Annotated in this window: 24 protein-coding genes; 16 read left to right on the forward strand and 8 right to left on the reverse strand. The window is 66.1% G+C overall.

What is annotated here, in order from left to right; all coding sequences use genetic code 11:
- Positions 1-36 precede the first annotated feature (36 nt).
- Entirely contained in the window at positions 37-885 is an 849-nt protein-coding gene (locus J1M81_RS10925; RefSeq protein WP_032375580.1) for a siderophore-interacting protein, read from the forward strand.
- A 22-nt stretch (positions 886-907) separates the two neighbouring features.
- Complete coding sequence (locus J1M81_RS10930) at positions 908-2,305, forward strand: DUF2252 domain-containing protein (protein WP_027498295.1); 1,398 nt, start codon at positions 908-910, stop codon at positions 2,303-2,305.
- Between the two features lie 84 nt (positions 2,306-2,389).
- On the opposite strand, the gene J1M81_RS10935 is transcribed toward J1M81_RS10930, so the two are convergent.
- Genes J1M81_RS10935 through J1M81_RS10945 form a run of 3 tightly spaced genes read right to left on the reverse strand, consistent with a single transcriptional unit; the run spans position 2,390 to position 4,498 of the window.
- Positions 2,390-2,833 (reverse strand): hypothetical protein, encoded by a 444-nt coding sequence (locus J1M81_RS10935; RefSeq protein ID WP_206498029.1) that lies wholly within the window; start codon positions 2,831-2,833, stop codon positions 2,390-2,392.
- Positions 2,834-2,885: 52 nt separating this feature from the next.
- On the reverse strand, positions 2,886-3,857 hold the full coding sequence (locus tag J1M81_RS10940) for an o-succinylbenzoate synthase (RefSeq protein WP_032375579.1): 972 nt from the start codon (positions 3,855-3,857) through the stop codon (positions 2,886-2,888).
- The gene (locus tag J1M81_RS10945; RefSeq protein ID WP_027498298.1) at positions 3,854-4,498 is read right to left on the reverse strand and encodes a PaaI family thioesterase; all 645 of its coding nucleotides are present in this window, start codon (positions 4,496-4,498) and stop codon (positions 3,854-3,856) included. Before J1M81_RS10945 ends, J1M81_RS10940 begins: the two co-directional genes overlap by 4 nt.
- A gap of 68 nt (positions 4,499-4,566) precedes the next feature.
- On the opposite strand from J1M81_RS10945, the gene J1M81_RS10950 reads away from it, so the two are divergent.
- From J1M81_RS10950 to J1M81_RS10960, 3 genes are all read left to right on the forward strand, one after another.
- Positions 4,567-5,460 carry a 1,4-dihydroxy-2-naphthoyl-CoA synthase gene (locus J1M81_RS10950; RefSeq protein ID WP_027498299.1) on the forward strand — a complete coding sequence of 298 codons (894 nt, stop codon included), beginning with the start codon at positions 4,567-4,569 and terminating at the stop codon, positions 5,458-5,460.
- A gap of 6 nt (positions 5,461-5,466) precedes the next feature.
- On the forward strand, positions 5,467-6,588 hold the full coding sequence (locus J1M81_RS10955) for a diguanylate cyclase (protein WP_230593370.1): 1,122 nt from the start codon (positions 5,467-5,469) through the stop codon (positions 6,586-6,588).
- A gap of 101 nt (positions 6,589-6,689) precedes the next feature.
- Complete coding sequence (locus tag J1M81_RS10960) at positions 6,690-7,070, forward strand: VOC family protein (RefSeq protein ID WP_032369747.1); 381 nt, start codon at positions 6,690-6,692, stop codon at positions 7,068-7,070.
- Here the strand turns inward: J1M81_RS10960 and J1M81_RS10965 are convergent.
- Together J1M81_RS10965 and J1M81_RS10970 are read right to left on the reverse strand one after the other, a co-directional pair.
- The gene (locus J1M81_RS10965; RefSeq protein WP_230593371.1) at positions 7,067-8,338 is read right to left on the reverse strand and encodes an EAL domain-containing protein; all 1,272 of its coding nucleotides are present in this window, start codon (positions 8,336-8,338) and stop codon (positions 7,067-7,069) included. The genes J1M81_RS10960 and J1M81_RS10965 overlap by 4 nt on opposite strands.
- A gap of 105 nt (positions 8,339-8,443) precedes the next feature.
- On the reverse strand, positions 8,444-9,772 hold the full coding sequence (locus J1M81_RS10970; RefSeq protein WP_230592925.1) for a hypothetical protein: 1,329 nt from the start codon (positions 9,770-9,772) through the stop codon (positions 8,444-8,446).
- Positions 9,773-9,949: 177 nt separating this feature from the next.
- On the opposite strand from J1M81_RS10970, the gene J1M81_RS10975 reads away from it, so the two are divergent.
- From J1M81_RS10975 to menE, 5 genes are read left to right on the forward strand one after another with little or no spacing between them, the layout of a single operon-like run.
- Entirely contained in the window at positions 9,950-11,122 is a 1,173-nt protein-coding gene (locus J1M81_RS10975; RefSeq protein ID WP_027498304.1) for an inorganic phosphate transporter, read from the forward strand.
- Positions 11,123-11,127: 5 nt separating this feature from the next.
- Positions 11,128-11,415 (forward strand): hypothetical protein, encoded by a 288-nt coding sequence (locus J1M81_RS10980; RefSeq protein WP_027498305.1) that lies wholly within the window; start codon positions 11,128-11,130, stop codon positions 11,413-11,415.
- Positions 11,416-11,441: 26 nt separating this feature from the next.
- Positions 11,442-11,771: a DUF3349 domain-containing protein gene (locus J1M81_RS10985; RefSeq protein ID WP_027498306.1), complete on the forward strand. Its 330-nt coding sequence runs from the start codon at positions 11,442-11,444 to the stop codon at positions 11,769-11,771.
- Positions 11,772-11,775: 4 nt separating this feature from the next.
- Positions 11,776-12,090 carry a DUF3349 domain-containing protein gene (locus tag J1M81_RS10990; RefSeq protein ID WP_027498307.1) on the forward strand — a complete coding sequence of 105 codons (315 nt, stop codon included), beginning with the start codon at positions 11,776-11,778 and terminating at the stop codon, positions 12,088-12,090.
- A gap of 10 nt (positions 12,091-12,100) precedes the next feature.
- Complete coding sequence (gene menE, locus J1M81_RS10995; protein WP_032399439.1) at positions 12,101-13,237, forward strand: o-succinylbenzoate--CoA ligase; 1,137 nt, start codon at positions 12,101-12,103, stop codon at positions 13,235-13,237.
- Positions 13,238-13,259: 22 nt separating this feature from the next.
- Here the strand turns inward: menE and aztA are convergent, their stop codons facing one another.
- Entirely contained in the window at positions 13,260-13,910 is a 651-nt protein-coding gene (gene aztA, locus J1M81_RS11000) for a zinc ABC transporter ATP-binding protein AztA (protein WP_032399440.1), read from the reverse strand.
- Between the two features lie 53 nt (positions 13,911-13,963).
- Between aztA and aztB the strand changes: the two genes are divergently transcribed.
- The 4 genes from aztB to aztD are packed head-to-tail and all read left to right on the forward strand — an operon-like array spanning position 13,964 to position 18,196.
- On the forward strand, positions 13,964-14,845 hold the full coding sequence (aztB, locus tag J1M81_RS11005) for a zinc ABC transporter permease AztB (protein WP_206498030.1): 882 nt from the start codon (positions 13,964-13,966) through the stop codon (positions 14,843-14,845).
- Positions 14,827-16,050, forward strand: a complete 1,224-nt coding sequence (locus tag J1M81_RS11010; protein WP_206498031.1) for an ABC transporter — start codon at positions 14,827-14,829, stop codon at positions 16,048-16,050. Before aztB ends, J1M81_RS11010 begins: the two co-directional genes overlap by 19 nt.
- Positions 16,047-16,973 carry a zinc ABC transporter substrate-binding protein AztC gene (gene aztC, locus J1M81_RS11015; protein WP_032386212.1) on the forward strand — a complete coding sequence of 309 codons (927 nt, stop codon included), beginning with the start codon at positions 16,047-16,049 and terminating at the stop codon, positions 16,971-16,973. The genes J1M81_RS11010 and aztC overlap by 4 nt, the downstream gene beginning before the upstream one ends.
- Before the next feature lie 29 nt (positions 16,974-17,002).
- Positions 17,003-18,196: a zinc metallochaperone AztD gene (aztD, locus tag J1M81_RS11020; RefSeq protein ID WP_179274505.1), complete on the forward strand. Its 1,194-nt coding sequence runs from the start codon at positions 17,003-17,005 to the stop codon at positions 18,194-18,196.
- 47 nt (positions 18,197-18,243) lie between these two features.
- Here the strand turns inward: aztD and J1M81_RS11025 are convergent, their stop codons facing one another.
- Positions 18,244-18,624, reverse strand: coding sequence for a DUF4440 domain-containing protein (locus J1M81_RS11025; protein ID WP_032365236.1), 381 nt, complete (start codon positions 18,622-18,624; stop codon positions 18,244-18,246).
- Positions 18,625-18,629: 5 nt separating this feature from the next.
- Entirely contained in the window at positions 18,630-20,186 is a 1,557-nt protein-coding gene (locus J1M81_RS11030; protein WP_206498064.1) for an alpha/beta-hydrolase family protein, read from the reverse strand.
- 182 nt (positions 20,187-20,368) lie between these two features.
- Between J1M81_RS11030 and J1M81_RS11035 the strand changes: the two genes are divergently transcribed.
- Together J1M81_RS11035 and J1M81_RS11040 are read left to right on the forward strand one after the other, a co-directional pair.
- Positions 20,369-21,148, forward strand: a complete 780-nt coding sequence (locus J1M81_RS11035) for a PIG-L family deacetylase (protein ID WP_027498315.1) — start codon at positions 20,369-20,371, stop codon at positions 21,146-21,148.
- 154 nt (positions 21,149-21,302) lie between these two features.
- On the forward strand, positions 21,303-22,553 hold the full coding sequence (locus tag J1M81_RS11040) for an Hsp70 family protein (RefSeq protein WP_206498032.1): 1,251 nt from the start codon (positions 21,303-21,305) through the stop codon (positions 22,551-22,553).
- Positions 22,554-22,563 lie beyond the last annotated feature (10 nt).

A 22,563-nucleotide genomic window follows, 5' to 3' on the forward strand; every position in this document is an offset into this window, starting at 1 on the left:
ACCCATCACAGCTTAGGGTCGGCTAACCTGTGCGGCATGGGTAAGTACCTCAAACCGGAGAACCCCGCGTTCTACCGCCTGACCGTGCTCGGGAGCGAGCGAATCAGCCCCAGCTTCATCCGGGTGACCCTCGGCGGCGATTCGTTGTCGAACTTCCGCTACATGGGCTACGACCACTGGTTTCGCCTGTTCCTGCCGCAGGCGGGCCAGGACGAGCCGCGCATCCCCAGCGCCACCTCGATGCTCTGGTACGCCCAGTATCTGACGTTCTCCAAAGACACCAAGCCGGCGGTCCGCAACTACACGGTCAGCCGATACCGCGCTGCGGGAGAGGGCACGTACGGCGACGGCCCGGCGCTGGATGTGGACTTCGTGGTACACGGCGAAGTAGATGGTGGCGGCGGAACCGGTGGTCACAGTGGTCCGGCGTCATCGTGGGCTACCAGGGCGGTCCCAGGCGATCGCGTCGCGATCTTCGACGAAGGCCGCATCTACACGTTCGAGGGACAATCGAGCTGGCAGTTGCTCGTCGGCGACGAGAGTGCTGCCCCGGCGATTCTCGGCATTCTGCGGTCGTTGCCGGCCGACGTTCGGGTCAAGGCCTTCGTCGAAGTGCCCACCGAGGCCGACATCCAGAAGCAGGACGTGCACGCAGGCGTCGACATCGAATGGATCGTGCGCCCCAACCCGCTGGCCAAGCCGGGCGAGGCCGCGTTGGCCGCGGTGCAGAAAGCCGAGCTTCCGGACGGCGATCCTTTCGTCTACGTGGCCGGGGAACAGGGGTTGGCGACGGGCCTGCGTAGATACCTGGTGAACGAGCGTTCCGTACCCAAGTCTCGGATCTGCTTCACCGGATACTGGAAGTTCGGTAAAGCCGCCCCGTAGCCCTCGATTAGTGTGACTTCACATGCCCGGCTCCGGAAAAGGTCATACCGTCGTCACCGACTCGGCAGCAGTCGACAGCGCGCCGTACGCGTCGTTGCGTGCGCGGCCACTCCCCCGAGCGGAACGATACGAGCTGGGTCGACGCCTGCGCGACAAGGTCCCGATCGCATCGCTGGGCGACTGGACACCGCCGCCGGATCGCCCGGACCCGGTGCAGCAGATCGAGTACTCGCACCAGGGCCGGATCGAATGGCTCATACCCACGCGCCTCGAGCGCATGGTCGAATCCCCGTACGGCTTCCTGCGCGGCACGGCCATCGTCATGGCTCGGGATGTAGCGATGCTGCCGTCGACCGGTATCAATCCGGTGATCAGCGGCGACGCCCACCTCGGAAACTTCGGGTTCTACGCCTCCCCCGAACGCGACCTCGTCATCGACCTCAACGACTTCGACGAAGCGCACCCGGGTGCCTGGGAATGGGATCTACGACGCCTCGCCGCGAGCATCTGGGTGGCCGGCCGACAGAACGGACGCAGCGAGGATCGGTGCCGCGATGCCGTCGCCGCCTGCGTGTCCGCGTATCGAATCGAGGTCGCGCGCCTCGCCGACGAACCGCTGATGTCGCGGTCGTTCCAACGGTTGACGGCCGAGAAACTGCAACGGGATGCCACTGCGGGATCGTTGCGCAAGGAGATCAAACGCGCCACCAAGAAAGCGCGTCGACGCACCAGTGACCGCGTCCTGCCGCGATTCACCGAGGAACACGAGGGCACTCGCAGGATCGTCGAGGAGCCGCCGATCACCACCCGAATCTCGGCCGAGGACGAGGAATTGCTGGCCGTCGGACTGGACGAATACCTGCTCACCCTCACCCCGCATTGGCGTCGGGTGCTGGGGGGATACACGTTGATCGACGTCGCGCATCGCGTCGTCGGAGTCGGCAGTGTCGGGCTCCGGGCGTACGTGGCACTGCTCGAAGGCACCAGCGCGGACGACGTCGTGTTCCTGCAGCTCAAGCAGGCCAGACGGTCGGTGCTTGCCCCGTACGTGCACGGCGAATCGGCCTGGCACGACCATCAGGGACAACGCGTGGTGGAGTACCAGCAGGATCTGCAGACGGTCAGCGATCCACTGCTGGGGTGGTGCACGATCGCCGGACGGCAGTACTACGTGCGGCAGTTCCGCAACATGAAGGGGACGATCGATCTCTCGTCGATCGATGCACCCGCGCTGGTGGACTACGCGCGGGTGGTGGGTCGACTACTCGCGAAGGGACACGCTCGCACCAGCGGCGCGTCGATGATCTCGGGATACACGGGCGATTCCGATGAACTCGACGTCGCACTGTGCCGATTCGCGCGACTCTACGCCGACCAAACCGAGGCCGATTGGGAGCGATTGAGCGCTACGCGCATGTGAGCGTGGAGCCCTCGGGTCGTTCCGCGGGCTCCACTCCCACCTCGTAGCCTGCTACGAATTTCCACTCACATGCGGCGAAGCCGCTCAAACGTGCTTGGCGACCAGATCGCCGACGCGCGGCAGTGCCTCGGTGACGTTCTTCTTCGCCGAGCCACGCAGGCTGCCGTAGAACTTCTTGACGACGGACTTGTCCGTCTCCTCGATGCGCGCATCGGTGACCGAGAGCAGAGCGTCGGACGCGGCATCTCCGTTGGCGGCGAGATACTCACCGAACGTGCCCTGCGGGGCGGCGTTGTACGACTGCCAGAACGGATCGAGCTTGTCGACGAAATCGGGCCACAGAGCCGAGACCGCATTGTCGATGTAGGACGGACCGACCTTCTTCACTGCGCCGTAGCCCCCCTTGACCGCGAGGCCACTGGCGCCCTTCTTGTCGGCTACCTCGGCGTCGATCAATGCCAGCACGTCGACGCGCAGAGCGTCGGCCTTCGACTCGTCGAGCAGCGAATCCTTCAGTGCAGCAACCACTTCGAACTTCCTCCCAGATGTGTCGGCGGCCCCACGCGGACCGGGCGCAACACTACCGCAGCAGTGCGTGGCAGCGCCGCACTCGCTCGATCCACCACTGGGTGCGCTCGGCGTCGGCACCGAGTTCGATCAACGCGTGCGGATCCGGCTCGACGCTCTGGACCGGATACGTTCCGTCGACCACCTCGGGTGCCGGTGCGACGTCGCGAACGAACAGGCTGCCCGTCCCCAGTCCGCAGGCGAATTCGAGATGCGGCAGCGCGGCGGCAGCGGCGAGCCCGGAGGCGATGCCCACAGCCGAATCGAGTGCACTCGACACGACCACCGGCACGCCGTACTCCCCCAGTTCGCCGGCCAGTTCGAGCAGTGCGCGCATGCCGCCGAGCGGAGCGACCTTGAGTACCGCGATGTCCGCGCCGCCGGCCCGCACGACCTTCATCGGGTCCTCGGCCCGGCGGATGCTCTCGTCCGCGGCCACCCGAACTCCCGGAGCCCGGCGGCGCAGCTCGACGAGCTCGGCGACCGTGGCGCACGGCTGCTCCGCGTATTCGAGTGGCCCGTCCGCAGTGAGAGCAGCCAACGCAGTGACTGCCTCGTCGACGGTCCAGCCCCCGTTGGCGTCGATCCGCACCCGCGGCACCAGCTCGCGCACCGCACGAACGCGAGCCACGTCGTCGGCCAGGCTCTGCCCCTTCTCGGCCACTTTTACCTTGGCCGTTTCGGCCCCGGGTGAGCGGCTCAGCACGCCCGCCACATCGGAGGCGTCGACTGCGGGCACGGTCGCGTTGACCGCGATGCGTCGACGCACCGCATTCGGTGGGCCCTCCCACGCGGCCTCGATCGCCGACGCCAACCACGGGGCGGACTCGACGTCGTCGTACTCGGGGAACGGAGAGAATTCACCCCACCCACCGGGACCACGAATCAACATCACCTCACGGGTGGTGATCCCACGGAACTTCGTCCGCATCGGCATCGAGAGCACGTGCGCACCGTCGAGCAGATCGTCGATCGGGGGAATCATTGCTGCCCCGGGAGCAACTGCACCATCAGTGCCTCGCAGTCGGCGAGCAGGTTGCCGTCCAGGTCCGTCAGCCTCGCGCTGATGAACGTCTTGCGACCCTCCACCTTGTCCACGGCACCCTCGACGACCAACTCGGTGTTCAGTGGGGTCACCTTGCGGTAGTTGATGTGCAGATATGCGGTCCTGCTGATGGGCCGACCGTACGCATGTTGGATCAGGCCGAAGAGGTCGTCGAACAGCAGCGGAAGGGTGCCGCCGTGCGCGGCGGCGTTGCCACCGAGGTGGAAGCGACGGAACATGCCACGGCTGCGGACGCCGTCGGCTGCGAATTTCTCGATGATCCACGGCGGCAGCAGCAGCGAACCCCGGCCCGGCAGAGCAGGTACCCGCCCCGCGGTCTGCTTGCCTTCGGCGACCACGTGCGGCTCCAACAACTCGATCAATTCTCGAGTCTTGCTCGCGGCTGCCTCGGTGACGTCTGCGGGTAGCGACGTGGACACGGCGAGATCCTGGACCGTGCGCAGTGCCTCGAGCAACTGTCCGTATTCCGGCCCCACCTTCGCCGGAACGAAACGCGGGAAGCCGCCGTGGTGGTCGTAATCGGGGTCGGAACTGCGGTCGAGCTGCATCGGATCGGTCATGACCTGCACGCTAGCTGCATCGCCCGGCCGCAGCGGATTCAGCCCTCGCCACCGTTAAGCTGGCCCACGTGACCTTCACTCCCGCACTGTGGCGTCCCGTTCCCGGCTTCGAAGATCTGACCGACATCACCTATCACCGCCACGTGTCCGACGCGACCGTGCGGGTGGCGTTCGATCGTCCCGAGATTCGCAACGCTTTTCGGCCGCACACCGTCGACGAGCTGTACCGCGCGCTAGAACACGCACGCGTGAGTTCGGACGTGGGAACGGTGCTGCTCACCGGCAACGGGCCGAGCAGCAAGGACGGCGGCTGGGCGTTCTGTTCCGGTGGCGATCAGCGTATTCGCGGACGAAGTGGCTACCAGTATGCGGACGGTGAAACGGCCGAGACGGTCGACAAGGCGCGCGCGGGCCGTCTGCACATTCTCGAAGTGCAGCGGCTGATCCGCTTCATGCCGAAGGTCGTCATCTGCCTCGTCAACGGGTGGGCAGCGGGTGGCGGTCACAGCTTGCACGTGGTGTGCGATCTGACGCTCGCAAGCCGCGAGCACGCTCGCTTCAAGCAGACCGACGCCGACGTGGGCAGCTTCGACGGTGGTTACGGCAGTGCGTACCTGGCCAAGATGGTCGGCCAGAAGTTCGCCCGAGAAATCTTCTTCCTCGGCGAGACGTACTCGGCCGAGGAAATGCACCGCATGGGCGCGGTGAACAAGGTGGTCGATCACGCCGAACTCGAGAACACCGCCATCGAGTGGGCCGCGAAGATCAACGCCAAGTCGCCGCAGGCGCAGCGGATGCTCAAGTACGCGTTCAACCTGCAGGACGACGGTCTCGTCGGCCAGCAGTTGTTCGCCGGTGAAGCCACCCGGCTGGCGTACATGACCGACGAGGCCGTCGAGGGACGCGATGCGTTCCTGGAGAAGCGCGAGCCCGACTGGTCGCCGTTTCCTCGATATTTCTGACGCTTCGTGACCCCGAACTCGCATCACCGCGATCGCGGTACTGCCGCGGGTGCTCTGTGGGCCTGGTTCACGCAGCCGTACGACTACCGCTGGATGGCGGACTTCCAGAACTCGCGGCCCACCGGAAAACTCATCCGATGGGTGATGGCGATCCTGACGCTGAACTACGGCGCTCTGGCGGTGGTGGCCCTCTTCTCCGACGGTGCCACGCGGAACGCCGCGGCGATCGGCTGGAAGGCATTCCTGGTCGTCATGGCGGTGGCGGTCGCGGCCGCGTGGATCGTCAAGCCGTTCCCGGGTCGTCTCGGGGTGGTGGCATTCGCGGTGTTCGCCGATCTGGGCACCGCGTCGTCGATCCTCGTCAACCCGATCGCCGACGCGATCCTGACGTGCGCGTTGTTCGCCGTCATCGGCACGTTCTGCACGTTCTTCGTCAGTCCACGGTGGCTGGTGGCTCACCTGATCTTCTCGGTGGCGTGCACCGTCGTTGCCGCGGCGGCGACGTACCGCACCGGCGACGTGGACGTCGCGTCACTGATCTTCCGGACCGACGTGGTGTTGCTCGCGATCGCCGGGGTGCCGCTCACCTCGCATCTGTTGGTCACCGTGTTGACCGACGACGCCCGCAGTTCGTTGCTCGATCCGCTCACCGGGTTGCTGAATCGGCGCGGGCTCGAATCGGTGATCCACGACGTCTGGTTGCTCGGCCGCGAGGAGGATCGCTGCTCGGCCGTCGTGGTCGTGGACATCGATCGCTTCAAAGCCGTCAACGACGACTACGGGCACGAGGAGGGAGACGCCGTCATCGTTCGCGTCGCCGAGCGTCTGGGCGCACACATGGGGAGATACGGCGTGATCGCGCGCACCGGCGGCGAGGAATACCTCGCCGTGGTCTCGACGTCGCGCCTGCACATCGATGCGTTGATCCATGGTGTTCGACGAGCCATGCGCGATCCCGACGACGGCGTCGCCGTGACGGTCAGCGTGGGGGCAGCCATCCTGCACGCGAGTTCACCCCTGTGGGAGCAGAACCTCGACCTCGTGACGCGGGCGATGCGGGTGGCGGACTCGATGATGTACGAGGCCAAAGCAGCCGGCGGAAACCGGATCGTCACGACGGTGCTGTGATGCCACTGATCGATGCCACTGATCCGGGTCGTTCCGCAGGCTCCACTCTCGCTGTGACCATCCTGCGGCAGTGATGGTCGGTTGCGTGATATCCATGCGAGGTGGACATCCTCGCTGCACGTACCATCCTGCGCCCGGTCGACTACCGGAAGACCCTCGAGTTCTATCGAGACGGCCTGTCTCTTGCGGTGTGCCGTGAATATCCCGGCGGCACGGTGCTGTTCGCAGGCCAAGGGTTGATCGAGATCGCAGCGCACGGTGGCACCGAGGAGCCGGGTTCGTTCTCCGGGGCACTGTGGCTGCAGGTGCGCGACATCGATTCTGCCACATCGGAATTGGAGCAGGCCGGCATTGCGATCGTGCGGGCGGCGACCACCGAACCCTGGGGACTCATCGAGATGTGGATCGAGGATCCCGATGGAATCCCCATCGTGCTGGTGCAGATTCCGCAGGACCACCCACTCCGCCGGGATACTCGCTAGCCACCCGAGACGGTTCGCAGTACCGCCGACGCCGATTGCGGCCTCGACCACAGATATCCCTGCGCCAGAGTGCATCCGAGATCGAGAGCGGCGTCGGCCTGAGCTCGACTCTCGATCCCCTCGACGATCATCGTCAGCTCCAGATCCTTGGCGACCGAGGCCAACGACTTGATCATCGCCCGACCGGCCACGGTGTCGATGAACCGCGTCAGATGTCCGTCGATCTTGATGCCGTCCGGTTGCAACGTCACCAAGCGTTCGAGAGACGACCAGCCGGAGCCGAAGTCGTCGAGCAGGACGCGGAAACCCAGCCGGTGCACGTCGTCGATGTGCTTGCGCAACAACGGCCCTGGCGTCACCGACGAGGTCTCGGTGAGTTCGAGCGAAATGGATTTCGGCGACACCTCGGTCGACGCGATCGCGCGTTCGAGTTGGCCGACGCCGTCCGGATGCGCCAGATGACGTCCGGAAATGTTGACGGTCAGCCGCAGGTCCGGTCGGTGTACGTGCCACTTCTTCATCTCCACGGCTGCCTGCGCGAGCACGCTCAGATCCACGTCGATGATCAGTTCACTCGCCTCGGCGAACGGCACGAAGTCCGCGGGCACCACCAGACCCCGAGTGGGATGGTGCCAGCGCGCCAATGCCTCGAAGCCGACTATCTCCTCTGTCCGTAGGTCCACGATCGACTGGAACCACGGCACGATGTGACCGTCGGCGAGGGAGTCGGCGATGTCGTTGTCGCTGCCGAGTCGGGTGGATCCCGAGCCGACCCGCCGATGCAGATCGAGCTGCTCCTCGAGGACGGACGCGAACTGTTCGAGCTCCTGCATCTGGTCGTTGGAGAGGGGCCTCGAAGTGCGGTCGAGCAGACACAGAGTGCCGATCACCAGACCTTCTCGTCCGCGAAGCGGAACCGAGGCATAGGACTCGATGCCGTTCTCGTCGAGCAGCGCGCGTTGCCGGGTGGTCGCATCGACCCGGCCATGGGCGACGACCGCAGGCACTCCCGTGCGCACCACGTCGTCGCACAGGGTGTCGGCCCGAACCACGGTGGACATCGGTGGACCGCCGATGTTGACCAATGTGTACTGGGTGTCCTCGTCCAACACGTTCAGCTGGGCGATGGCGAATCCGACACTGCGTGCCGCGAATTCGACGGTGGAGCGCAACGCGGGTGTGGTTGCTTCCAGATCGAGGTAGCGGCGAGCCGAGTCGCTCTGCCGCCGGGACTGGGAGCGTGCGGTGTCGTGCACCTCACCGTCCACCAGCATCTCCTCGCAGCCGACATCCGGGCACGCTCTCGACCCGGGTGGAACCGAGTTTAACCGTGCACGAGCGGCAGACCGCAGGCAAACCCCATCTCGAGCTCGTCACAATGCCGGGAAGCGCGTGTGCAGGAGCCGATGACGCAACACAGCCGCGGCCACCCGTGCGCCTTCGTCGGTTGCGACGCGGTTGTCGGCCGAGCGGAACGCTCCAAGAGCGTCGAGTTCTGCGATCAACGTGTCCGCCAGAGTCTCGGCGTGCTCCGACTCCGGCTCCTCCCCCGCGTGGGTCCATCCCTCCGCACGCAACAGTCGAGCCGAATCGTCGGCCGTCGCCTGCGCGTCGGCGATGTCGTTGCCCAGGATCATCCGGGCCAGGAGAACCTCAGCAGCGATCGAGTCGGGGTGGTAGTCGCTGCCGACGATTCCCCCGGTGAGCACGCGCCACAATCCGTCCGAGCTCAGCTGCCGGGTGCGCGTCGTCGGTACCAGCCTGCCTGCGGACCGCCGCATCAACCGAAGTCGCATCACCAGACGCCGGAGAGCGAGAACCTTGTCGGTATCGAGTTCGCGTCCGACGAACTGCGGACGCTCGGCTACCGGAAAGACGGTGCGAGCGATCCGCGCCACCAGATCGTCCGGCAGATACCCGGCATCGGTCAGCGCCACGCCGTCGCCGATGCAGCCGATGAAGCTCTCGAGTCTGCGCACGCACCCGTACACCGGCTCGGCCGCCTCGTGCAGCGCCTCGCGCAAGCCCAGGTAGAGCTCGGCGCGTGGAGCGCTGTAACTGCTCCACAGTTCGATGCGGTGGTCGAGAAGTTGTTCGAGCAGAACGTCGTCGGTGTCGTTCTTGCCCTGATCCGAGGTCAGCACCGCGTCGGTCACGCCGCGGCGACGCGTCGCCCGTGCGGTGACTCCCAGTGGTCGGCCACCGGGCTTCGACGGCTCGAACTCACCGGCGATGGTCGCCACTTCGAGTGTCTCACCGATCTTTTCGACGATGGCCCGCTCGACCCCGGTCGGAGCGTCCTGCCACGTCACCAACTCGGTGTCGACTGCTCCGATACCGGATTGCTCGGTGGCGGCGCGATACTGCTGCAGCCAGATCGCATCGTCGGTGGCACGTACGAGCTCATCCGTCACGCCGCTGCGTGCGATCTCCGCATACGCGACGCGTCCCAGCCGCTCGAGCAGATCCCCGAGCGCACGGGCGATGTCGACGGCCCGGTCGGGGCCCTCGGCCGCGTGGCGCAGATAGATCCACAGAAATGTCTGTACGGAATGCTGTGTCGGCCCCGCAGGCGGCGACACCGCGGCCAGTCCGTCCCACCCGAGCCGGGCGTCGGCGGCAAGAGCCGGGTCGACGGAATCGAAGTACGACAGGGCGGCCGACACCGCATCATCCATACCCGATCCCTTCACGTCGTCCACTGTTCCACAATGCTTCGACCGGAGGAGACCACCGCCGTGCGCTACGCCACAGACGAAGTGGACATATAAGGCAAAAAGGTGAACTGGAGGTGAACTGGAGACGACTTCGCGGCACCCGAGAAGAACACTTCGCAAGAAATTTCCTCCAATGACCGTTCGTGTCCCACACTTTCCACCGTGAGCGCTGAATTTCTCGTGCTTCTCGTGGTGGTCGTGACGGCCCTGGCCTTCGACTTCACCAACGGTTTCCACGACACCGCCAACGCCATGGCGACGTCGATCGCAACGGGGGCATTGAAGCCCAAGGTCGCGGTCACCCTGTCTGCCGTCCTCAACCTGGTCGGCGCCTTCCTGTCCGTAGAGGTCGCAGCCACCGTCGCGAAGGGGATCGTCAATCTCGGCGACACCGGCGGCCAGGCCCTGCTGACCATCATCTTCGCCGGCCTCGTCGGCGGCATTCTGTGGAACCTCGCCACCTGGCTGCTCGGCATCCCGTCGAGCAGCTCGCACGCACTGTTCGGCGGCCTCATCGGTGCCACCATGGCGGGCCTGGGAACCAGCGGCGTCGTGTGGGACGGGGTGTGGAGCAAGATCGTGTTGCCCGCCGTACTGGCCCCCATCGTCGCCGGCCTCGTCGCCACCGTCGGCACCTGGATCATCTACCGCATCACCAACGCAGTTCCCGAGAAATCCAAGGAGCGCGGATTCCGTTGGGGCCAGATCGGTTCGGCCTCACTCGTCTCCCTCGCCCACGGCACCAACGACGCCCAGAAGACGATGGGCGTGATCTTCCTGGCGCTCGTCGCCTACGGGACCGTCTCGCCGGACGCCGAAATGCCCCTGTGGGTCAAGGTCACGTGCGCCCTCGCCATCGCGTTGGGCACCTACCTCGGCGGCTGGCGCGTCATCCGCACCCTCGGTAAGGGCCTCGTCGAGATCGCATCCCCGCAGGGCATGGCAGCCGAGTCCTCATCTGCGGCAATCATTCTGACGTCGAGCCACCTCGGCCTCCCGCTCTCGACCACGCAGGTCGCGACCGGCTCGATCCTCGGATCGGGACTCGGCAAGCCCGGTGCCGCCGTGCGCTGGAACGTCGCAGGACGCATGGCCGTCGCCTGGGTCATCACCCTGCCGCTCGCCGGCGTGGTCGGCGCCGCATGCTGGCTGCTCGCCCACACGATCGGCGGTCTGCCCGGCATCCTCGTGGTCTTCGCCATCCTCGTCGGCCTGGCCACCGTCATGTACATCCGCTCGCGCCGCGAACCCGTCGATCCGGACAACGTGAACGCCGAATGGGACGGCGGACTCGTTCCTGCCGCCGCCGAAACCGACTCCCCCGCGAAGGTCTGAACATCATGGAAACCCTGAAGCACACACTCGATTCGCTCTGGCAGGTTGTTCTCGTCGGCCTGCTGCTCGGTGCCGGACTGCCCGCGATCTTCGCTTTCGGACTCAAGGCACTCTCGGTCGGTGAGCCCTCGGACGAGGCCACTGCCTCGGGCACCACACGCGTGGCCCGCCCGGCAGTGGCCACTGCCGCGGCCGTCCTCTGTTTCGCAGTGGTCGTCGTCGCCATCGTGGCCGGAATTCTCTTCATCATGAAGAACTTCCTCGACAGCACATTCGGCATCTCCGTCTTCTGACACACCCGAGAAGGGGTACAGCTCTCATGACCGACTCCACCAAGACCGCTTTCCCGGCCTCGGTGCTCGAATGGCTCCGAGCCGGATACCCCGAGGGCGTTCCGCCCAAGGACCGATTCCCGCTCGTCGCCCTTCTGCGCCGCGCCGCACTCACCGACGCACAGGTGCAGGAGATCGTTCTCGAACTGGTTTCTCCCGCCACCGGCGCACTCGACGACGGGGCCATTTCGACCGAGGAGATCGCGACGTACATCCGCGACCAGATCGACGCCGAGCCGACGGCCGAGGACATCTCCCGTGTCTCGGCACGACTGGCCGCCGGTGGCTGGCCGCTCGCGGATCCGGCTGCCCTGTAAGACCATGGCGGTCCCGTCGTTCCTCCACTCGATCGTCGAGTGGCTCCGCGGCGGGTATCCCGACGGGGTACCCGAAGCGGATTACGTTCCCCTCCTTGCCCTTCTGAATCGGCGACTGTCCGACGACGAAGTGCAGTCGGTGATGGATGCCCTCATCGCCGACGGCCAGCTACCTGCCGACAAGGCAGGAATTTCCGTCACCATCACCAAGGTCACCAACGAGCTGCCCCGAGAAGAGGACGTCAATCGGGTGCGCGCGAACCTCGCCGCCGGGGGTTGGCCTCTGGCCGACCCGTTCACGATCCGGCGCAAGGACTAATCTCGCCAGTGTGCTCGAGAGCGTTCCCATTCCAGCAGGCTCGGCCGCGGCAGACATCCTGCCGCGGCTGAGCCGTCTGCTGGCCGGCGACGGCCCGGCCGTCCTCCCCGTCCCCGCCGACGATCCACGCGAGATCCGTCGCCTGCACGACGCGTTGGCCCCCGGAACCCCCATCGACGACGACGTCGCATTGGTCGTCGCGACGTCGGGGACGACGGGAATTCCCAAGGGTGCCATGCTTTCTGCGTCCGCACTGGTCGCGTCGGCGACGGCAACAGAGGAGCGACTCGGCGGGCCCGGCTCATGGCTGCTGGCGTTGCCCGCACACCACATCGCCGGGATGCAGGTGTTGCTGCGCAGCGTGCTCGCCGGCACGTCGCCGGTGATCATGGACGTATCTGCCGGCTTCGACCCGGCCGCGTTGATCGAGGCCGTGGGACGGATGTCGGGTCCGCTGCGCTACACCTCCCTGGTGCCCGGCCAGTTGGTCAAAGCACTCGAGAACCCCGAGGCCACTGCTGCACTGGCATCACTGGACGCCGTGTTGCTCGGCGGCGCTGCCACGCCGATTCCGTTGCGCGAGAGAGCCATTGCCGCGGGCGTTCGATTGGTACGCACCTACGGCATGAGCGAAACCGCGGGCGGCTGTGTGTACGACGGAGTTCCGTTGCACAGCACCGTCGTTCGGATCGACGACGGACGAGTGGTTCTGGGCGGGCGGACTCTGGCCTCGGGCTATCGCGGATTACCCGATCACCCGGCGTTCGCCGAGCCGGGATGGTTCCGCACGGACGACGCAGGCACGATGATCGACGGGGTGCTGAGCATCACCGGTCGACTCGACGAGGCCATCTCGACGGGCGGCTTGACCGTCGTACCGCAGGTGGTCGAAGCCGCGCTGGCAACGCATCCCGCTGTCCGCGAGTGCGCTGTCGTCGGATTGCCGGATGAGCGCCTCGGCCAGAAGGTGGTGGTAGCAGTGGTTGCCTCTGCGCCGGTGACGTTGGCGGAGTTGCGCTCTCACGTCGAGCAGTCGCTCGATGCCACCGCTGCACCGCGGGAGCTGTTCCTCGTCGACGCACTGCCGACCCGAGGCCCGGGCAAACTGGACCGCGCGGGATTGCGAGCCGCGTTGGCAGCGCGGTGAGAGCACCCGACGCGCGTATCCGTCAGGACACGATTCGACCGTCCTCGAGTCGCACGACTCGGTCGGCCGCGGCCAACACCTCGGGATCGTGAGACACACACGCAATGGCAACTCCGCGCATCGTCTCCTCACGCATGACGGCTCGAATCCGTTGTCCACTGGCGGCGTCGAGACCTGTCGTGGGTTCGTCGAGCAACAGGAGATCGGCCCGGCGGGCCACACCCTGCGCCAGTAGGGTCCGCTGACGCTGCCCTCCGGACAGGTCGGCGAACGGCATGCCGGTCAGTTCCGCGATGTCGAGGCGCTCGAGAGCGTCGCGCACCGATGCCCGAGCCTCGGTGTTCATCGGACGCCACCGGCCGAGGCGTCCCCACGCACCCACTGCCACGACGTCCCATACGGTCAACGGCAACCGATCCGGCACAGCAGCGCGCTGCGGAACGAATGCAATTGCGCGAGTTGCGCTTCGGGTCCCGCCCGTCAGTGGCCGGGTGCCGGCGACCACCTCGAGCAACGTGGACTTGCCGGCACCGTTCGGCCCTGCGATGGCCGTGAGCCGACCGGGTAGCAGGTCCAGATCGACGCCTGCGAGTGCCGTGTGGCCGGAGAACTCGACGCGGACGCCCCGGAGGCGAGCGAACTGGGACGACGCGCTGACAGCTGAGGTGTTCACATTGCCACCATACGATTTTGAATATCGTTATCAATCTCATTAAGCTCCCGAATGTGCCATTTCAGACAATCGACGCGCTGTTCGAGCCGTTCGACCTCGGTTTCGTACAACGCGCCCTGTTCGGCGGAGCCCTGGTCGCCGTGCTGTGCGGGGTGGTCGGAACGTGGGTGGTGATCCGCGGCATGGCATTTCTGGGTGAGGCGCTCGCACACGGAATGCTGCCCGGTGTCGCTCTCGCGACCGTTCTCGGAGTTCCGGTGATGATCGGCGGCGCACTGAGCGCGGTCGCCATGAGCCTCGGGATCACCGCGCTGCAACGCCGCGGAACACTGTCCTACGACACGAGCATCGGGATGTTGTTCGTGTCCATGTTGGCGCTCGGCGTCATCGTCATCTCCCACTCGGGGAGCTTCGCCACCGACGCCACGTCCATACTGTTCGGCGACATTCTTGCCATCTCGCACACGGACCTCTATCTCCTGGCAGGAGCGGCCGCACTCGGAGTTGCTGTCGCGGCGCTGTTTCATCGACCGCTGGTCGCCGTTGCGCTGGACCCCCGAATTGCCTCGGTGCTCGGACTCGGGCCGCGCTCGGCTCAAGCAGTTCTCGTCGCACTCGTGACGCTGGCAGTCGTCGCGTCGTACCAAGCCGTCGGCTCGCTGCTGGTCGTCGGACTCCTGCTCGCCCCTGCCGTCGCCGCCGGGCAGTGGACCACCCGCATTCCCACTCGAATGCTGGTGGCGGCCGCCCTCGGCGTGCTGTCCGTATTCGGCGGCCTACTGATCTCCTGGCACGCGGCCACCGCCGCCGGTGCCTCCGTGGCGGCGACCGCGATCGCGGTGTCCGGCCTGTCGTACGCGATACGCAGTGCCGTCACCGCCATCCGTCCTCGCCCCACTTCACCCGAAAGGAACACGTGCGCACCCGCATCCTGACCACCACAATCGCCGTCGGTGCCCTCGTTCTCGCATCGACGGCCTGTTCCTCGGAGACGAACCTGCCACGCACGGACGAACCCGCAGGCGAAGGCCACGGGGCAATAGCCGGTGCCGCCGAACTCGCCGAACCGCGGCTCGGGCTCACGTCCGTGGACCCGACGGGGCGGGTGTCCCATCGCGATCTGCTCGACGACACCGTCACCGATCTCGGGACCATCGGAGCCCCGCAGGCTCTGCACACCGACGGCCGCTACCTGTTCGTGCAGACCGACGCGGGCGTCGAGATCGTCGACAGCGGGGTCTGGACCTGGGACCACGTCGACCATTTTCACTACTACCGCAGCGAGCCTCGACTGCTCGGCACGGTCGGCGGCTCAGGTTCGGCAACCGTTGCCACGTCCAACCTTTCGACTTCGGGAGGTACCGGACTGTTCTTTGCCGACTCCGGCGAGGCTGTGCTGCTCGACACCGAGGCCCTGTCGAAAGGCACAGTCGTGGAACGATTCCGAAAGGTCACCACGCCCGGTGCCGGAACGGTCGTTCCCGTCGGCACTTTCGCGCTCGTGACCGAGGGCTCCGGTCCGTCGACCTCGGTCGTCGGGTACACCGCCGACGGCGAACGCACCGGGCCGGTCGAGCCGTGCCCGCAGGCCCGCGGCACGATCACCACCAGGGTCGGTGCCGTGATCGAGTGCGCAGACGGCGCACTGCTCGCCTCGGCCACCGGTGACGAATTGGCGGTCGAGAGAATCCCCTACCCGGCCGGCGCTACCGCCGCGGCAGCGACGTCGTTCGACAACCGCGAGGGCCGCCCCACGGTCGCAGGTTCTGCCGGTGCAGAGGGCATTTGGATGCTGGATACCCGCGAACGGTCGTGGTCCCTACTCCCGGCACCGGCACCCCTGGTGCACGTCACCGCCGTGGACGATGCGGACGAGCACGTGCTGGCCCTCACCGAGGATGGCCGAGTCCTGATACTCGACGGCAACAACGGTGCAATTCTGGCCGAAACCGAACCGCTGGTGGCCGAATCACTCGAGGCCGGCGCGTCCCCGACTCTCGTCGCCGACGATCAGCGCGCCTATCTCAGCGCCCCGACCGAACGACGGCTGTACGAAATCGACTACGCCGACGGTGCCCGCATAGCGCGGACCTTCGACACCGCGACCGAACCGGCCTTCACCGCGGAGACCGGACGATGACGAGCGGACGCGTCGGCCGTTTCTCATCGGCAGTGGCGGTGGCCGCAGCAATCGGACTGTGCCTGAGCGGCTGCTCCGCCGACGGTGACGACCGCCCGGTGGTGATCGTGTCGACGAACATCCTCGGCGACGTCGTGCAGCAGCTCGTCGGCGACGAGGCAGACGTGGTGACGCTGATGAAGCCGAACGCCGACCCGCATTCCTTCGAGATCTCGGCGCAGGAAGGTGCCCGCCTACGCACGGCAGACCTGATCGTCTCCAATGGTCTCGGCCTCGAGGAAGGTCTACAGCAACACCTCGACGAGGCAACGGCGGAGAACGTGCCCACCTTCGTCGCGGGCGACGCCATCGACGTCCTCGAGTACACGGAAGGGGACGCCGCAGGCAGTCCCGATTCGCACTTCTGGACCGATCCCGCGCGCATGACAGCCGTCGTCGACGCCCTCGAGCCGGCGCTCGCCGAGCTGGACGGTGTCGATTCTGCCGAAATCAGCGACCGCACAGCAGGTTACCGGCTGCAGTTGAAGGGGCTCGACGACGACATGAGCGCCACCTTCGCTGCGATCCCGGATCAGCGCCGCGCACTCGTCACCAATCACCATGTATTCGGTTATCTCGCAAACCGTTTCGATTTCACGGTGATCGGGGCAGCCATTCCCGGCGGCACCACCCTGGCGGCACCGTCTGCTTCCGATCTGGCCGAACTCGTCGGAGCCATCGAAAAGACCGGTGTTCCTGCGATATTCGCGGAATCGTCATCTCCGGATCGTCTCGTCCAGGCCTTGGCGAGTGAGGCCGACATTCGCGTCACTGTGATCGAACTGTTCACCGAATCCCTCACCGCACCCGACGGCGGTGCCCCCGACTACCTCACCATGATGCGCGTCAACACCGAGCGCATCTCCGATGGACTCACCAGCTGACCGATTCGTCACACAGAAAAGGAACAATCATGCGTATCAACGATTTTCGAAGGGCGAGCGTCACCGCGCTCGCCCTCGGTGCGGTAGCGACCCTGGCGGCCTGCTCCTCCGGCACCACCCCCGCCGCCGAATCCACATCGATTGCGGCCGGGCCACGGGTCGCAGTGTCCTACGAAGGCGGCCTTCGGGTGCTCGACGCCGAGACGTTCGAGACCGTCGCTGATTTCGACTCCGAGGAGTACACGCGCCTCAACCTCGCCGGCGACGACCGCAACGTCATGGTCACCACGAGCGAGGGCTTCCGTGTGCTCGACACCGCGGCCGGGACGACCGAGCAACCGCAACTGACCGACACCGTCTTCGAAGCCGAGAAGCCCGGTCACGTCGTACGACACGGCGGCAAGACCATCCTGTACGCCGACGGCACCAGCGACACCACGATCTTCGACACCGCAGCGCTCGAATCCGCAGACGGGCTCCCGGAGACCGAGAGCATCCCCGGTGTCGACGCGCACCACGGCGTCTCGATCGTCCTCGAAGACGGCACGTTTCTCACCACGGTCGGGAACTCGAACGGCCGCACCGGCATCGAGGTTCGTGACGCATCGGGAGCGGTCGTCGCCAAAAACGATCAGTGCCCCGGCGTCCACGGAGAGGGAACAGCGGAAGGCGAGATCGTCGTCTTCGGTTGCGAGAACGGCGCTCTGATCTACGACAAGGGCCAGATAACCAAGCTCGACGCTCCGGACCAGCCCTACGGACGGACGGGCAACGCGTATGTGAGCGAGACCAGCCCCCTCATCGTCGGAGACTACAAGGACGACCCGGACGCAGAGGGCTCACTCCTGCACGCGGTCACCGTCATCGACCCCGCGGCCAAGACCCTCGACGTCGTGAAGCTCCCCGACGGTGCCGAATACACCTGGCGCGGAGTCGCCCGAGGCCCCGGCGACCTGGCCTACATCATCGGATCGGACGGCGCAGTCCACGTATTCGACCCGACGACAAAGACATTCACCGCCTCGTACCCCGTCATCGACGCCTGGGAAGGTCCCGCGAAATACCAGGACGCCCACCCCGGCATCTCCATCGCGGGTGACACCGCCTACGTCACCGAACCGGCCGGCAACAGCATCCACGCCGTCGACCTCACCTCCGGAAACGTCACCGAGAGCAAGCAACTCGATGTCACGCCCAACGAATTCGTCGTCGTGACTGCCTGACCCTGCAACCGGGGACGCAGAAATCCACTCTGCGTCCCCGGGTTCGGCTACCCCGTCCGATCCGGCGGACCGTCGACCACAGGTGTGCCTTGGTGATGCACCAGTTCCCATCCATCGGAGGTGCGTCGCCAGATCGACGATCGACGGGCTCGACGTCCCGACCGTCGTGACGTCCACTGCACCAGAACGACACCCACGTCCAGTATCCGTCCGGAGAGATCGTGGACCTCGATGATGCCGTCGTCCGCACTTTCTCCGCCCAACAGCTCGAGTATCGACTGCTTGGTCCACACCACCCCCGATGCTCCGATCTCGACGAAATCGTCCGCGAGCAGCGCCACGAATCTGCTTCTGTCAGCCCGAGTCTCGGCCCGCTGCAGCTGCCGCTCCAGCTCCAACACCTGGCCGACCTCGTCGTTCTCCGGCACCGATGTCAACCCGCCATTTTCTCGTACAGCCGCTCGACGTCGGCGTCGGACCATCCCGCCGGTTCGAGAATGTCGGCCCACATGCGCACTGCGTCGGCTCCGTAGCTGTGGCCGTGCCCGTCGTCGACGTCGGTGGAGAACACCTGGTCGAAGGTCAATTGCCAGAACGTCACGAACGGGAACCACTGCACTCCCGGATCGACGTCGGTGCCGCGGGGTTCCCGCAGCCAGTCGGGCCTGCCGAGGATCAGATCGGGTGACCACCACACGATCGGGTCGGATGCGTGCTGCCAGTAAACGATTCGCGGCTCTTCCCACGGACCACCGATGTCGAGATCCCCGGACGAACTCGCGAATCGCACGTGCTCTCCGCCGTCGATGACAGGCAGGATCTCGCGGGAACCGGCGTCGCGTCCGCTCGTGATACGCGCCCACTGAGGCGTGAAATTGGGGTTGCCGACCCACAGAGCGCCGTCGATACGAGCGATCATGTCCTGCGCACCGCTGAATGCATCCTGCCCGCCGTAGGCACCGAGGCTCTCGCCGAACAACACCAACTTGGGTCGTGAATCTTCCGGGAGTTCGCTCCACACCGCGTAGATCGCCTCGAAGAGGGCTCGTCCGGCATCCTGCGGGGTCTGCCGGTCGGCCAGAAATGCCATCGGGCTCGGCAGGAACGAGTACTGCATCGACGCAATCGCCGAATTTCCGTCGTACAGATACTCGAGAGGGCCGGCGACGGATTCGTTGACCCAGCCACGTCCGGTGGTGGTCGCGACACCGAGCACGGCCCGTGAGAATGCGCCGGTAAGTTCGAGTTCGGCCACCACCCGCTCTGCCACACCCTCGACCGTTTCGGCCGACTCGACACCGGCGTACACGCGGATCGGTTGCACTGCAGGCCTTCCGGTGAAGTCACTGATCTCGTCGGGCGATGCCCCGGAGACCACGAAGCGTCGCCCCTCCTGCCCCAGCGAATCCCAGTCCTCGTTCGACGCATCGGACCCCGACAGTTCTGCTGCATCAGGCTTTTCCACACCCTCGTGGTTGCCGCGGTCGGCGGTCGACGCCGACTTCTCCGCGCCGGCCACGATCCCCCGGATCAGGGCACCATTGACGGCGAACACCACCAGCAGGGCAACCACGATCACGCTGGCGATCCTCGCCAACGGCCTCGGTACGTACTGCTTCGCCCATCGCGTCAGTGCCCGAGTCGCTCTGCGCAGCAGGCGGGCGAGAGCAAGCACCGCCACCGCTACCACCAACGAGAGCACCAGCACCGCGATGTACAGGGGTCTGCCGGGGTCCTCCACACCGACCAGCCTGCGGACGATCTGCTGCCACCACGATCCCAAGATCAGGAACAGCGGAATCACCACCACCGCAGCCGCGGCCAACGCCCACCACCCACGTCGACGCCACTGCTCCGACCAGTTCGGTGACACTCCGCAGCGCCGGACCACCCAGGCAACGAGGCACCCCACGCCGTACCCGATCGCGACGCTGATCCCCGTGGCCACCGCCTGCAGGTACCACACACGAGGTAGCAGAGACGGAGTCATCGACAGCGCGAAGAACACCAGAGCGAAGAAGATCCCCACCGGATGTAGTGCGCGACAGTACCGATCCGCTCGCGAATCCCGCCAATACGAACGTATCGAGGCCGACCGCCGTGTGGTCACCCATAGATCGTATTGGCCCGCCGACTGGGCCGCACCCACTTCGACGTGCAAGCATTCACGCCATGAGTGTTCTGGTCTGCTTCCACGCGCATCCCGACGACGAAGTGTTCGGCACGGGCGGCGTCATGCGGCTCGCGGCCGACGCCGGCCACCGCGTCGTACTCGTGACGGCCACCGACGGTGCCGTCGGCGAATATCCCGACGGCATCCTCGCCGACGGAGAGACGTTGGCCGCGCGCCGACACATCGAATTGGACCGTTCGGCTGCCGTCCTGGGGGTCGCGCGCGTCGTTCGCCTGCACTATGCCGATTCCGGAATGGCCGGCACACCGGAGAACGGCAACCCGGAGGCGTTCTGCAATGTCGACGTCGACACCGCGGCTGGGCGATTGGCCGACGTGTTGCGCGAGGAGCAGGCCGACGTCGTCACCATCTACGACCCGAACGGTGGATACGGCCACCCCGACCACATTCAGGTGCACGTCGTCGGCAAGCGCGCCGCCGAGATCGCCGAGACGCCGTACGTGTACGAGACGACCACCAACCGTGACCACATGCGCAGGTTGATGGAAGCCAATCCCCACTGGAGCGAAGAGGCGTCACCACCGGACATGGAGTCGTTCGGACTGCCGGAAACCGAAATCACCACTGTCGTGGACGTGTCGAGCGTCATCGCGGCCAAGCGGGCCGCGATGGAAGCGCACGAAACGCAGGTCGGCGATTTCGGGCCGTTTCTCGCAATGCCGATCGAGCAACTGACCACTGCGTTCGGTCTCGAATGGTTCCGCAAATTGCGGGGCACCGGCGGGGTCGGACTGACAGAGACATCGCTGCCGCTCTGACACCACCGGGTCGCCGGTCGTGAGGTCCGTCGTATTGGGGTCGGAGGCGGCCCGTCGAACACCCTCGACCTGACGTTCGGATTGTTTTGGACCTCTAATCAAACCTCGAGACGGTACAGTGTCCACGTCGTCGTACAGGAGAGGCCGGTTGGAGATGCGTTCGTCGGTAGGTGTGTCCCTGGGAACGTGCGGCATCCGCACGTCTCGGACGACCGAAGACGGCACGTGGACAGACGCCGCTCCCTTCGACGACTGGCAGCTCTCCCCCTCCCCCGAGGACGTCGCGCGGGTCGTTCGCGGAATCGTCGACCGCCCGGACGCGCCGCAATCACTGGGCATTGCATACCGGACCGCCGACGAGCGTGATCGCATCACGAAGGCTCTGGCCGAGGAATACGTCTCGGACGTACATCTGATCGACGAGACCGACGCTGCCCTCGAGTACCTGCGTCCCGGCCTGGCCAGCCAGCACCGCACCATCGCCCTGTTCGACGCAGGCGAGACCGGTGTCGACATAGACATCGTCGACGTCGAATCCGGCCGCTCCTACGGCTCGACTCGTACGACAGCAATCAGCGGAGCCTCGTTCGATGCGGTGGTTCGGGAACACATACTGGGCCTCGGCATCGTGCGGGAGCCGCACACACACGACGAGGACACTGCTCTGACGGCATTCTGCCGTGGCATCAAAGAGGCACTGTCCACGCACGAGACCACGAGCACGCCCGACGGCGAGCACATTCTTCTCGAGCGCCACATCTTCGAGCTGTCGATTGCCCGGGCCACCGAACAGGCTGCCACCACGGTCCGCCAACTGGGGCTCGAAGCCGAGTTCTATCCCGACGCGGTCATCGCCATCGGCGGTACGAGCAATGTCCCTCTGGTCCGCACGACACTCGAACGGTTTCTGCAGCTGCCGATCATCGTCCCCGAGCAACCAGAACTCGTCGTTGCAGGTGGGGCGGCCGTGCACGCTGCGCGCGTCGACGTCGACCGCATTGCACCGGTCGTCTCGCACCGACCGGCGCTGGCGCGGCTCGGATTGATCGCGCTACCGATTGTGGGCGTCATCGCCGCCGTCGGACTGTTCTCGGGCCTGAGTTCCGAGAGCAAAGATCAACCGCTGAGCACCCCTGCCAGCGTGGACGAGGGCATCCGGCAGACCACGACACCCTCGGCTGCACGGACCACCACCGCCACACCGTCACCGACCCCGGACATCCCGGCCCCGCCGCCGACGTCCGCTGCACCACCTCCAGCCGCCGACAGCGCGCCGTACGTGCAGTATCAACCGCACTACAACCCGCCGCCACCGCCGCCCGCTCCGACGGTGCCGCTCCCGCAGATCCCCGGAGTCCAGATGCCTGTCATCCCGCTGCCGGTACTGCCGCGCCTGCCGTTCTGACCGGCCGCGT

Origin of the sequence: Rhodococcus sp. KRD175 (assembly GCF_017168275.1) — a bacterium.
Classification (GTDB): Bacteria; Actinomycetota; Actinomycetes; order Mycobacteriales; family Mycobacteriaceae; genus Rhodococcoides; species Rhodococcoides fascians.

Bases quoted from the DNA above. Each gene is read 5' to 3' on its own strand.
- J1M81_RS10940 (WP_032375579.1), bottom strand. From the start codon at position 3,857: ATGATTCCCCCGATCGACGATCTGCTCGACGGTGCGCACGTGCTCTCG.
- aztC (WP_032386212.1), top strand. From the start codon at position 16,047: ATGACGAGCGGACGCGTCGGCCGTTTCTCATCGGCAGTGGCGGTGGCC.
- aztD (WP_179274505.1), top strand. From the start codon at position 17,003: ATGCGTATCAACGATTTTCGAAGGGCGAGCGTCACCGCGCTCGCCCTC.
- J1M81_RS10985 (WP_027498306.1), top strand. From the start codon at position 11,442: ATGACCGACTCCACCAAGACCGCTTTCCCGGCCTCGGTGCTCGAATGG.
- J1M81_RS11030 (WP_206498064.1), bottom strand. From the start codon at position 20,186: ATGACTCCGTCTCTGCTACCTCGTGTGTGGTACCTGCAGGCGGTGGCC.
- J1M81_RS10980 (WP_027498305.1), top strand. From the start codon at position 11,128: ATGGAAACCCTGAAGCACACACTCGATTCGCTCTGGCAGGTTGTTCTC.
- J1M81_RS10925 (WP_032375580.1), top strand. From the start codon at position 37: ATGGGTAAGTACCTCAAACCGGAGAACCCCGCGTTCTACCGCCTGACC.
- J1M81_RS11040 (WP_206498032.1), top strand. From the start codon at position 21,303: ATGCGTTCGTCGGTAGGTGTGTCCCTGGGAACGTGCGGCATCCGCACG.
- J1M81_RS10990 (WP_027498307.1), top strand. From the start codon at position 11,776: ATGGCGGTCCCGTCGTTCCTCCACTCGATCGTCGAGTGGCTCCGCGGC.
- J1M81_RS11035 (WP_027498315.1), top strand. From the start codon at position 20,369: ATGAGTGTTCTGGTCTGCTTCCACGCGCATCCCGACGACGAAGTGTTC.
- J1M81_RS10930 (WP_027498295.1), top strand. From the start codon at position 908: ATGCCCGGCTCCGGAAAAGGTCATACCGTCGTCACCGACTCGGCAGCA.
- J1M81_RS10945 (WP_027498298.1), bottom strand. From the start codon at position 4,498: ATGACCGATCCGATGCAGCTCGACCGCAGTTCCGACCCCGATTACGAC.